At 41.0% G+C, this 11,838-nt stretch carries 13 protein-coding genes; 10 read left to right on the forward strand and 3 right to left on the reverse strand.

All coding sequences use genetic code 11. The annotated features are described in order from the left end of the window. Positions 1-98 precede the first annotated feature (98 nt). The 3 genes from LC048_RS05330 (at position 99) to LC048_RS05340 (ending at position 1,983) form a co-directional block, all read left to right on the forward strand. Positions 99-296, forward strand: coding sequence for a hypothetical protein (locus LC048_RS05330; protein WP_226602037.1), 198 nt, complete (start codon positions 99-101; stop codon positions 294-296). Between the two features lie 147 nt (positions 297-443). After that, positions 444-1,103, forward strand: coding sequence for a hypothetical protein (locus LC048_RS05335; protein WP_306049642.1), 660 nt, complete (start codon positions 444-446; stop codon positions 1,101-1,103). 61 nt (positions 1,104-1,164) lie between these two features. Next, the gene (locus LC048_RS05340) at positions 1,165-1,983 is read left to right on the forward strand and encodes a rhomboid family intramembrane serine protease (RefSeq protein ID WP_371932000.1); all 819 of its coding nucleotides are present in this window, start codon (positions 1,165-1,167) and stop codon (positions 1,981-1,983) included. Here LC048_RS05340 and LC048_RS05345 read toward each other — a convergent pair. Next, positions 1,955-2,836, reverse strand: coding sequence for a hypothetical protein (locus LC048_RS05345; protein WP_226602038.1), 882 nt, complete (start codon positions 2,834-2,836; stop codon positions 1,955-1,957). The two genes, LC048_RS05340 and LC048_RS05345, sit on opposite strands and share 29 nt — an antisense overlap. A 276-nt stretch (positions 2,837-3,112) precedes the next feature. Here LC048_RS05345 and LC048_RS05350 point away from each other — a divergent pair, with 276 nt between their 5' ends. The 6 genes from LC048_RS05350 to LC048_RS05375 all read left to right on the forward strand — a co-directional run bounded on the left by LC048_RS05350 (position 3,113) and on the right by LC048_RS05375 (position 10,122). Further along, positions 3,113-4,573, forward strand: a complete 1,461-nt coding sequence (locus LC048_RS05350) for a spore germination protein (protein WP_306049645.1) — start codon at positions 3,113-3,115, stop codon at positions 4,571-4,573. Positions 4,574-4,930: 357 nt separating this feature from the next. Beyond that, entirely contained in the window at positions 4,931-5,146 is a 216-nt protein-coding gene (locus tag LC048_RS05355; RefSeq protein ID WP_226602040.1) for a YqgQ family protein, read from the forward strand. A gap of 6 nt (positions 5,147-5,152) precedes the next feature. Continuing rightward, positions 5,153-6,130: an ROK family glucokinase gene (locus LC048_RS05360; RefSeq protein WP_306049647.1), complete on the forward strand. Its 978-nt coding sequence runs from the start codon at positions 5,153-5,155 to the stop codon at positions 6,128-6,130. Between the two features lie 363 nt (positions 6,131-6,493). After that, positions 6,494-8,383 (forward strand): LTA synthase family protein, encoded by a 1,890-nt coding sequence (locus tag LC048_RS05365; RefSeq protein WP_226602042.1) that lies wholly within the window; start codon positions 6,494-6,496, stop codon positions 8,381-8,383. Positions 8,384-8,633: 250 nt separating this feature from the next. Continuing rightward, on the forward strand, positions 8,634-9,785 hold the full coding sequence (locus LC048_RS05370) for a YqgU-like beta propeller domain-containing protein (RefSeq protein WP_226602043.1): 1,152 nt from the start codon (positions 8,634-8,636) through the stop codon (positions 9,783-9,785). Positions 9,786-9,807: 22 nt separating this feature from the next. Then, positions 9,808-10,122 (forward strand): MTH1187 family thiamine-binding protein, encoded by a 315-nt coding sequence (locus tag LC048_RS05375; protein WP_226602044.1) that lies wholly within the window; start codon positions 9,808-9,810, stop codon positions 10,120-10,122. 48 nt (positions 10,123-10,170) lie between these two features. Here the strand turns inward: LC048_RS05375 and LC048_RS05380 are convergent, their stop codons facing one another. Together LC048_RS05380 and LC048_RS05385 are read right to left on the reverse strand one after the other, a co-directional pair. Then, on the reverse strand, positions 10,171-10,344 hold the full coding sequence (locus LC048_RS05380; protein ID WP_226602045.1) for a DUF2759 domain-containing protein: 174 nt from the start codon (positions 10,342-10,344) through the stop codon (positions 10,171-10,173). Between the two features lie 13 nt (positions 10,345-10,357). Then, on the reverse strand, positions 10,358-10,939 hold the full coding sequence (locus LC048_RS05385) for a hypothetical protein (protein ID WP_306049649.1): 582 nt from the start codon (positions 10,937-10,939) through the stop codon (positions 10,358-10,360). Between the two features lie 173 nt (positions 10,940-11,112). Between LC048_RS05385 and LC048_RS05390 the strand changes: the two genes are divergently transcribed. Beyond that, entirely contained in the window at positions 11,113-11,748 is a 636-nt protein-coding gene (locus LC048_RS05390) for an MBL fold metallo-hydrolase (RefSeq protein ID WP_226602047.1), read from the forward strand. The last annotated feature ends 90 nt before the right edge of the window (positions 11,749-11,838 follow it).

Consider the following 11,838-nt stretch of genomic DNA (forward strand, 5'->3'; position numbering starts at 1 on the left):
CGTTTTCTTCTATTATATATACTCCTTACGATTGTTCTTGTAAAGATGCGTGGATAAAAAATTGATTTTATTCCCAAAATAAAAAGGGAGGGATATATATGGCAAGGAAGATGCTTTCGATTTTCATGCTTGGTCTGGCAGGTTATCTTGTTTTTGAGAACAGGTACAGGGTCATGAATATGCTTCTTGGCAACAAGTTTTTACGCCGATTAGCCGTGGGTTCAATCATGGGTCTTCCGGGTATAAGAAGCAAAATGATGGATTCATTATTCTCAGGACCTTCGGAGTTTCAGTAAAAAGACCTTTTTAGGTCTTTTTCTGTTTTGAGGGCTCTTGATATCTTGCAAATGAATCTTTAGTTTATAATAATTTTATAGAGGAAAAAATAAATACATATCAACGGCTTGGACCGGAGCAGGAAAGTAGGGGAGATGTTGGCTTTTTTGGAAGAGTATTTGTACTGGAAGGTCACGGAATTCCTGATTGTGAAGAAGGAGTATCGTATCCTCCAGTTATCACAGGAACATGGAGAGCTATGGCTGGAAAAGACAGAAAACAAGAATACGCAGGTTGTTCGCCTGCTGCATTATAATCTTGATTGGAGCAACTGGCTGCTCCGTGATATCGGGATGACTGCGGAGAATGGAGACAGAATCCGCAGGAAACTTGCCAAAGGAGAGTTGAAGATTCTTAACCTCTACTTTAGTGCGTATTCGCCAGTAGACGATTATGAATTTAGAATGACCGAACCGACCCTTTCTGAAAATGGCAAGGTAAATGTTGAGTCCATTATAGTGGACCGGGCCAATGCGTCTGAAGCATTATGGAAAATAGAAAATAGGATGGATGGCAACATCGAGATTGATCTTGCAGAGGAATACTCTGTCGATGATATAGAGTCTATAAAGAAAAAAGCTCTTTCCAGCGCGGTTGGTCGTGCAAAGGAAGAACAATCGATATTTAATTATGGGAAGCCTTTTTTCACTTATCTATTCATTGCAGTACAGGTGCTTATGTTCCTGGTTCTTGAGGCAGCGGGGGGGAAGCACGGATACTTCAACGCTGATAAAATTTGGTGCAAAATTCAACCCTCTTATACTTGAGGGAGAATGGTGGCGGTTTTTCACACCAATTATCATCCACATTGGGCTGCTCCACCTATTCATGAATACACTCGCTTTATACTACTTAGGGACGATGGTTGAACGACTTTACGGCAATTTGCGGTTTTTGTTTATATATATTTTCTCAGGTTTCGCCGGAGTCCTGGCAAGCTTCATCTTCAGTCCAAATCTTTCAGCAGGTGCGAGCGGCGCGATATTTGGTTGCTTTGGAGCTTTACTTTATTTTGGTGTCGCTAAACCAAGACTGTTTTGGAGGACATTGGGACTGAATATCCTTGTAGTGCTTGGAATCAACCTTGCTTTTGGCTTTACCATTCCTGGAATCGATAATGCTGGACATATAGGAGGTCTTGTCGGAGGATTTGCATCAGCAGGTATTCTCCATCTTCCTAAGAAGAAACGTCCACTGCTTCAATCAGCATTCCTGGTTGTATCAGTTGCTGCAGTTTTTTTATCCATGCAGTATAGTTTTAGCGGCAAAGCAAATTTAGTAGATGAAAGTTCAATATTGATGCTTGCACAACAGCATATAAAAGCGGAAGAGTACGAGCAGGCAAATGAACTGCTTACGGATTATCGCCAGTTAGAGACACTTTCATCGGAATCATTATTCATGCTTTCTTTTACTGAAATCAAGCTGGGTCAGCTTGAAGATGCTAAAAATAATCTTCTTAAGGTTATTGATATGTCTCCTGACTTCCATGAAGCCTATTACAATCTGGCATTGATTTATTTCGATGAAAAAGACCTTGATAATGCTCAAACATTTGCGAAAAAGGCGGTAGAGTTAAATCCTGGGGAGGATAGCTATCGAAAAACACTTGAACAGATTAATTATTTTCTTGAAGAAGCTGCTTGAGTACGATGCTCTCACCAGAGTAAGTTTGTGTTACAACCAGCAGATGACTCTTGTCATTTGAAACCAAAATCAAAGGCATGGTACTGTCAATCGGATCAACGACAGTGCCATCGCTTTTTTTTATGCCGAGGTAATAATTCTTATATATACCCTCCCATAGCTTCCCGATGATATTGGCCGTCTCCTTTTGTGTAAAACCGTTTAAAGGCTGGTCTTCGTATTGCCTGATTGTATCGAGAGGTAAAGCAATATAATTCAGAGCGTTAAACCCATACGCCTTTTCAGCCTTACTCAAGCTTTTATTCAGCCTGTTCCTTACACTCTTATCCAGCACGTTCTTCCATTCCTTCTCTTGTTTACTCTTAGCGACTGAGAAGGATTGAAGTGGACTGAAACGCGAATCAATCACATATAGCATGTCATCAGACATCCTTTGAGCGCTTGTGATTATGTCGCCGCCGCCATGCAGTTCGGAATAATGAAAAGTGATGGCGTCATACCTTGCGCTTTCCCCGTTTGAAATGAAGTCTTCCTGGTATACATCTTCTGTATCCTGTTCCCATTTGGCAGCTTTTCCTTTTAAAAGGCCGTTGACGAATAATAGCCCCAAATCCTGTCTTAAATAAGCCTCCTGGTCCAATCGGGATTGCATCTTCCAGCCAATCGTATGTTTCCCATTGTTTTTCCCATTTTGCAGCGTCAGCGAAGTACTTGCGCTCTTGTACTGCACAGATTCATTCAATGGGAAAAAAGTGATCGTCTCTTCCGTACTGTTAACGATCTGCAGCTGGATCATTAATGCGGAGACTGCAATGGCTAAAGCGCTAAATCCCAAAAATATATATTTTTTCATTAAGCTCACCCTTTTCAGATTGTCTGGTAGGTCGGTATAACCACTATATGATACTTGTCCGGAACACATGCAATTAAGTATGCATTTAAGTTTTTTTGTCTAAGATGGTGAAAGAAGCGGACAGGAAAATATTGGTCAGCTAATTGCTTAATGGCTGTTCCCGTAATACTGGTAAGCGCTCTTTCAACTTTAACCTATATCAAGAACGGAGTTAGGTTTAAGACCGCACCGACAAAATTAATTAAAGAGCCTTAATGAAAGGTGTTTGGATAGAATATGGCAGAAAAAACGAAGCATCCCGTACAGGAAAATCTGAAAAGTAATATTGAGTATCTTAGAGAAGAACTTGGAATTGGCAAGAGTTTTGATGTCATCCAGCTGGATGTCGAGTATGCTGGCAGGGAAATGGCTTTGTTCCTTGTGGATGGATTCGTTAAGGACGATATCCTTCTCTATATCATGCAGTTGCTTGCGAAGCTTGAGCCTGGCGCACTGGACATTGATACACTGAAGAAACTGGTCAAGACATACATCCCTTATGTTGAAGTAGAAACGACTGACGACCTCGATAAGGTAGCAGATATGGTACTGGCCGGCCCTACGGCGCTAGCGGTAGATGGAGTGGCTGAAATCATCCTGATTGATGCTAGAACCTATCCTGTCCGCGGGCCGCAGGAACCAGATACCGAAAGGGTGGTAAGAGGCTCGAGAGATGGTTTCGTTGAAACATTGGTCTTCAATACTGCGCTTACAAGAAGAAGGATTCGTGACCGCACACTGAGAATGGAGTACATGCAGGTTGGCAGAAGGTCGCAAACGGATGTAGTAGTCAGTTACATTGAGGATATTGCTGATCCGGAGATGGTCAGGAAAGTAAAGGATTCAATCAGTAAAATAGATACAGACGGACTGCCGATGGGTGAGAAAACAATCGAGGAATTTATCTCGGGCCAGCACTGGAATCCATTTCCCACTGTAAGATACACAGAACGTCCGGATACCGCGGCAACACATTTATATGAAGGTCATGTCTGTATCATCGTTGACGGCTCGCCAAGTGTCCTTATTACGCCGACAACCTTCTGGCACCATTTACAGCATGCCGAGGAGTACCGAAATAAACCGCTTGTCGGGGCATATCTGAGAATGGTGCGCTTCATGGCTGTCTGGGCATCCTTGTTCATGCTTCCTTTATGGTATTTATTCGCGGTCAAACCAGAACTTCTCCCTGAGAAACTGGCATTTATCGGTCCGAATGATCCAGGTCAAATTCCGTTATTCCTTCAGTTCTTCCTGATTGAAATAGGAATCGATATTCTCAGGATGACCGCCATCCATACGCCGACCTCTCTGGCTACCGCACTTGGTCTTGTCGCCGCCCTGATGATTGGGCAAGTGGCAGTCGAAGTAGGTCTGCTGACAAATGAAGTCATCCTTTACCTTGCGATTGCAGCAATAGGGACTTTTGCCACACCAAGTTATGAAATGAGCCTGGCAAATCGGCTTGTAAGAATTTTTTTATTAGTATTGACTGCAGCATTCCAGTTGTACGGATTCCTGATTGGGATCGTCTTGTTCAGCATCTTGCTTGCAAGAATGAAGTCTTTTGGAGTACCTTACCTGTGGCCATTCATACCGTTCAACCCGCGCGCATTCCGCGACGTACTTGTCCGGTCTCCAATTCCATTAAAAAATAGAAGGCCGCGGATTCTCAAACCGCAGGATCCAGATCGATAAGAATGAAAAAGCAGCGTTTGCTGCTTTTTTTTTTATATGAGAAAAAAAGTATAAATATCACTTCGAGAAATGTCCAGCTCTAGCGCCTAGCCCCTCGAGTCGCTTCGGTCCGCTCAGGTGAAGTCAAAGAACGACTTCACCGGTCGGCCCTCCAGCGCTTGTCGGGGCTAACCAAGGCGCTTGCGCTTTTCTTATAAAAAGTAACCATAGTCTATTTTTGTGTATTCTGAAGAGCAGACCAATTGAGTGGTATTTGTCATAAAATCTTTTTCTGCATACTTGAGGAGGCATTAAGTATCCTTTATACTTAAGTAATGGAAACATGCTCTTATTTTCACAAACATTGAGGGGATTACGTTGAAGACAATTTACGATATCCAGCAATTCCTGAAAAAATTCGGGACATTTATTTACATAGGTGACAGAGTGGCTGATTTAGAGCTCATGGGAGGCGAATTGAAGGAACTGTATAATTCCCAATTGATTGAGACAAAAGATTACCAGTCTGCCATTTTGATTTTAAGACAGGAAATCCGGATGGAAAAAGAAAAAAAAGCAAATGAGAAAAGGTGACTTATTATGGCTGAAAAGTGGCTTGTAGGTGTAGATTTAGGAGGAACAACAACTAAACTTGCGTTCATTAGTTTATATGGAGAAATCCTTCATAAATGGGAGATTCCGACAGATGTTTCAGACGCAGGGAAAAATATAACGGTCAATATCGCAAAGACGATTGATGCGAAAATTGAAGAATTAGGTCACTCAAAAAGTGAAATCATCGGGATAGGCATGGGAGCACCTGACCCAGTTGACCTTGCTTCTGGTGTGATTTATGAAGCGGTGAACCTTGGATGGAGAAAACCGTACCCATTAAAAGACTTACTTGAAGTCGAAACATCACTTCCTGCCGTAATAGATAATGACGCTAACTGCGCAGCACTCGGTGAGATGTGGAAAGGTGCTGGAAATGGTGCAAAAGATCTTGTATGTGTCACTCTGGGAACAGGTGTAGGCGGCGGCGTTATCACGAATGGAGACATTGTACACGGTGCTAGCGGTGCTGCTGGTGAAATAGGCTATATTACTTCTATGGCTGAAGGTGGTGCTCCGTGTAACTGTGGCAAGACTGGCTGTCTGGAAACCATTGCATCAGCAACTGGAATTGTCCGAATTGCTACTGAAGCATTGAACGAAGGAACCCAAGCCGGAGAACTGGCAGCGGTGTATAAGGAAACTGGCCATGTGACAGCTAAAGATGTTTTCGATTCTGCTAAAAGAAAAGACCAATTAGCGCTGAAAGTTATAGATTCTGTTGCTTTGCATTTGGGAATTGCTCTTGCGAATATCGCTAATACTCTTAATCCAGAAAAAATTGTACTTGGAGGCGGAGTTTCAAAAGCAGGAGATGTTTTACTTGAACCAATAAAAGAACAATTTTTACGAAATTCTTTTCCTCGAGTAGCGCAATCGACTGAAATCAGTATCGCAACATTGGGTAATGATGCCGGCGTGATTGGTGCTGCGTGGCTGGTCAAGAACAAACTTGGACATGAATAAGCATCTGCAGGGAGTTTTGTTACAAAGCTCCCTGTTTTTTTATTTTATAAGTGTAAACTTATTTCTTTGAAGATTAGTGTCTAGCTCCCCCTTAAGCCGTTATTCGGACCTGAACAATGTGCTTGAGCTTTTCTGTGCCAAAAGTTTCAATTTTCGGAATTTGGACATTCCTGAAACTTTTTCGGGTTTGAATCGTCTAAAATAGAGGAAAATGACAGTAATTGGTCTATGCTTTTTTAGCTGTGATTTATGTTTGCTTTTTAGAAAAAAAAGTATTAAGATTATCTTTGATTCTTGAGCATGCGGAAAAAATCACCTTAAAATTCCCATATCTGTTATTTTTAACAGGGAGGTAACAAACAAATGAACAATAATAAATGGACTAAGGCATCCATTGTTTCGATTGCGACAATTCTGCTTTGGTTAAAAACTTATATTGCCTATAAAACTAGTTTTGATATAAAAATTGAGAACTGGAGACAGGAAATCATCCTGTTCATGAATCCATTAAGTTTTCTGATGGTCATCTTTGGAGTCAGCATGTTCATGAAGGAAAAGGCGCAGAAACGCTACATTTTAATTACAAGTTTCATAGTTTCAGCGATTCTTTTCGCGAATGTGGTGTTTTACCGTTTCTTCAATGATTTCCTGACGATACCTGTTCTTTTCCAAACGAGCAATATGAGCGACTTGGGAAGCAGTGTTACCGAGTTGATCAACTTCAGTGATTTGTTATATTTCGCTGATATCGTTGTATTGGCACTTTTATTAAAAGTTAAACCCAATATATTAGGATACCGGGAATATTCCAAGGTGGACCGCAGAGCATATTTCCTTGTGGCAATTGCGATCTCATTTTTTAACCTGGGAATGGCTGAAACGGAGCGGCCCCAGCTGTTGACAAGGACATTCGACAGAGAAATGCTGGTCAAGAATATTGGGACTTACAATTATCACCTGTATGATGCTTTCCTACAGTCAAAGTCTTCGGCACAGAGAGCTATGGCAGATGGCAGTGAACTGGCGGATATCGATAACTATGTGCGTGCTAACTATCTTCCACCGAGCGATGACATGTTTGGTATTGCAAAGGGGAAAAACGTGATTCTGGTTTCAATGGAATCCACACAGAACTTTGTGATCAATCAAACTGTGAATGGACAGGAAATTACACCGTTCCTGAACGATTTCATTAAAGAAAGTTACTACTTTAACAATTTTTATCACCAGACGGGACAGGGGAAAACTTCAGACTCAGAATTCCTGGTTGATAACTCATTGTATCCATTAAGCCGTGGTGCAGTTTTCTTTACGCATTCAGGCAATGAATATACAGCGACACCTGAAATCCTGAATGAGAACGGCTATTTCACTGCTTCTCTACATGCGAATAACAAGAGCTTCTGGAACAGAGATATCATGTATCAAGCACTTGGTTACGAGCGCTTCTACTCGTTGCCGGATTATGATGTGGAAGAAGAAAATTCAGTAGGCTGGGGAATGAAGGATATTGAGTTCTTCCAGCAGTCTGTTGATCATTTGAAGGCCATGCCAAAACCATTCTATTCAAAGTTCATTACATTAACGAATCACTTCCCATTCGAATTGAATGAAGAAGATCGCTTTGTTGATTCTTTTACATCAAATGACAAGACAGTCAACAATTATTTCCCGACTGTCCGTTATCAGGATGAAGCTTTGAAACTCTTTATACAAAAACTAAAAGATGAAGGTCTCTATGAAGACTCAATCATCATTTTATACGGAGATCATTATGGAATATCCGAAAACCATAATAAGGCTATGGGTGAGTATCTCGGCAAGGAGATTACACCATTCGAAAGCACGCAGCTGCAGCAGGTGCCGCTGATTGTTCATATTCCTGGTCAGGAAGGCAAGACGATTCCAACTGTTGGCGGACAGATTGATCTCAAACCGACTATTCTCCACCTGTTAGGAATCGACACTAAGAACAACATTGACTTCGGTTCAGATTTATTCTCAAAGGAACGGCTTGACTTTGCGGTTCTGCGCGATGGCAGCTTCATCACTAAGGACCACGTATTCACTAGAGAAACTTGCTATGATAAATCAACTGGTGAGCCGACTGACAAAGCAGCTTGTGAGCCTTTTATTGACCAAGCAAAGAACGAGCTCGAGTATTCCGATAAAATTATTTATGGCGACTTGCTGAGATTTTATGGCGAGAAAAATGCCAGTAAAGAAAAAGGTTATCCTAAAACAAATGAATGAATACAAGTGAAACCTGCGCCTTAATGGTGCAGGTTTTTATTATGAAGTATAATCCATTACAGAATTTAAAATAAAGGTGGTAATTTGTCTGAAACCATGGGATATTACTTATTAGGATTTTATAAAGATTGGTATATGCAAGCAACATTTGGTATTGAATATATGGATTTTTCAAAATTCATTGAAACATTTATGGGTTTATAACGTACAGATATATACATTGTTAAAACTGGGGGGAGAGGTGAGAAGCATGAAGGAGAATACATATCGTATACCTTATGTTAGCATGTTATTGCTGGTCATCATCACTTCTGCTTTCGGCCTTTTCGGCTGCTCCCAGAAGCTTGATGCTTCATTGCATGAGGGAGCGGGTCACGGCTCCAATAGAGTAAAGGATTCTCCTGGGCCTTCATTTTTAGGAGCGGAAATTGTTCCAATCGAAATGGGGGAGCAGGAAGAATTCTATAAGTCTGCAGGCTGGGTGAGTGATTCAGAAATTCTCTATATTTCAAACAAAGGGGACAGTACGTCGTTATTATATTCATACAATCTTGGGACAGGAAAGGCGTCATTGCTGTATAGAAGTGAGCAGCCAATCATAACCGCCATACCAAGTCCAGAGAAGACAAAGGTAATGATTCATAGTGCTGCTTCAGAGGAAGGGATCCTCATTGTTATTGATTTGTCGGGGAAAGAATTGTATTCGACAAGCATTCAATCATATGAACTGACTTTTGAATGGAATCCATTCGATGAGAATTTGATCGAGGTTTCTGCATTTACTGAAGACTGGGATTTCAATAGTTATTTATTGGATTTAAAGAGCAATAACCTGAAAGAAATCAAACTGCCAGAGCCTTTTGTAAGATGGATTTCTGAGGATGACCTTGTTTATCAGGAGTGGGACGAGGACGGGATTTCACTTAAAGCCCCGTTACGAATCTTTTCTTTGAAAGGAAACAAAACTGAAACCCTAGTCGAAGATGTATACCAATTTGATTCTCAAGGACCATACCTAATGGCTGTAAAAGTTAATGAAGAAGAAAATCAAGAATCGGGACTGTATGCCTTCTTCAGGAATGGTGGCAAATCGGTTGGAAGTATCGAGGCTCCGTTTTTAACTTCTTTTTCTGGATGGGTGGTTCCCTTTTATGATTTAATGGAAAATGGAAAGAATTTTATTTATTTGCGGGCAACAGAGCAGGGTGAAGCGGACCTTTACGATAGAGGATTTGATTTAATGCGTTATCATTTAGATACAGGTAACGACGAAGTACTCTTCACCGAAATGGCCAACGAGCCACTTTCCTGTTCTCCCTCAGGTGAATTGTGCCTGTACGGTTTCCAGTTTGATAAAGTCTTGAATATTGAGACTAAAGAGATAATTGATCTCGTTCACTAATTTTTTTCAAGGAGAGATATTAATGGCAATTGTTGATGTAACAGTGATCCCAATCGGAACACAGACACCAAGTGTCAGTTCCTATGTAGCAGATATCCAAAGAATTCTTAAGCAGTATGAAGATCAGGGCAAAATCCAATATCAACTTACACCGATGAATACCTTGATAGAGGGTGAACTTCCCGTTTTGTTTGAGGTAATCCAGGCAATTCACGAAGCACCTTTCAATGCTGGCATCCAGCGAGTAGCCACAAATATCCGGATTGATGACAGACGTGATGTGAAAAGAAAGATGCAGGATAAGGTTAACAGAGTAAATGAATTGCTGCAGAAATAGAAAACGAAAAAAAGACCACCCATTACAGGTGGTCTTTTTGTGTCCGAATTAATGCGCTACTGGGAATCCGGAGTTAAGGACTGTCATGACTGTGAACCAGCCAATAACCAGGAATGTTCCTCCACCAAACACGATACCAAGAATGTTTTTGTTTTTAAGTGCCGAGAATGTTGCATAGCCGGCAAGCAGTGTAATTAATGCGCAAAGAATAGCAAAACCCATGGAAAAGCCCCCTTCATAAATTAGGCAGGCATAAAGCCTGTTTGTTGAATAAGTTTGATTGAATTTTAGGCGGCAGCCTGTTATGTAATGACAAGCATACACTCGTTTTATATTTTATATTTTTTTTACACCATTTGTCGAGGTCTAAAAACTCAACTTTCACCTCATATGCCCTTACTATACCCAATATCAGGTCAGTATAATGGTTTATTGTAAAATAAATGCCTTCCGTACTCGTAAAAACAAGATGTTCTTCTATTTGCAGGAGAGCCATTTCACTCTGAACTTCGCTGCCGTCTGTAAATCTGAAGGCTGATAAATCATTAGCAAATAGAAAAACATCATCACCAGCTTGAAAACCATAATCGAAAAAATCTTCTCCAGTTGTTCCTTCTGTTTTTATCAATTGATGCGTTTCTTCATAAAGGTCTGCTTCTGACATCAAGCCTGAAGCTACATCTGCCATTTGCTGATCATGATAAATATAAATATTTTCATGAACAAGAAGCGGAGGTGCAGCAGATTGAAGAAACTGTTCAAAGTCATCCAATTCTGAAAGTAAAGGGCTAGCCTCAATTCCAATGAAAGCTTTCACTTAGCAGCCTCCTTTGTACTTAGTTGTGCGAAACGAATGAATTGTGATTTAATAACTCATCAGGTTTGCTCATCAGGGCACATGAGCTTTTCGATCGCAATCCTTAAAACTTGCCTGACAATAGTGTAAAATAAATGTATTAATAATACCACTAGAAGCTGGAGGCTATTTTGATGAAATGGAAACAGATTCCCCTAGGTCCTTTACAAACGAATTGCTATATCGTCTATGATGAAAACAAATCATGCTTGATTGTCGATCCTGGTGACAATCCGAAAAAGCTTGCAACCGTGCTAGAACAACTGGAATTGCATCCTGAAGCAATTGTGCTCACGCATGCTCATTTCGATCATATCGGGGCAGTGGATAGAATAAGAGATAAGTACGGAATCAAGGTATATATTCATGAGAAAGAAAAGGATTGGCTATCAGATCCTGCTTTGAATGGTTCAAAGCATTTTATGCTTAATGAGCCAATCAAAGCACGTCCTGCTGACCATTTGATTAAAGATGAAGGTGCCATGACAATTGGCAGCTTTAAATTAGAAGTGTTTGAAACCCCTGGACATTCTCCAGGAAGTATATCGATTTATTTTCAAGATGCAGAGTTTGTCCTCGCAGGAGATGCTCTGTTTAACGGCAGCATCGGAAGGACGGACTTGCCGGGTGGCAACCATAATCAATTAATCAGAAGCATCCATGAAAAGCTGCTCGTATTGCCGGAGCAAACAGAGGTGCTTCCTGGCCATGGACCGACAACCTCCATTGGTATAGAGATGGATTCGAATCCTTTTTTAAACGGATTTTAATAAGGTAGCAGAAGAACAAAAAGCGCAAGCGCCTCGTTCAGCCCCGACAAGCGCTGGAGGGCCGACCTGTGAAGTCGTTCTTTGACTTCA

The sequence above is a fragment of the Mesobacillus subterraneus genome, assembly GCF_020524355.2.
Lineage (GTDB): Bacteria > Bacillota > Bacilli > Bacillales > Cytobacillaceae > Mesobacillus > Mesobacillus subterraneus_C.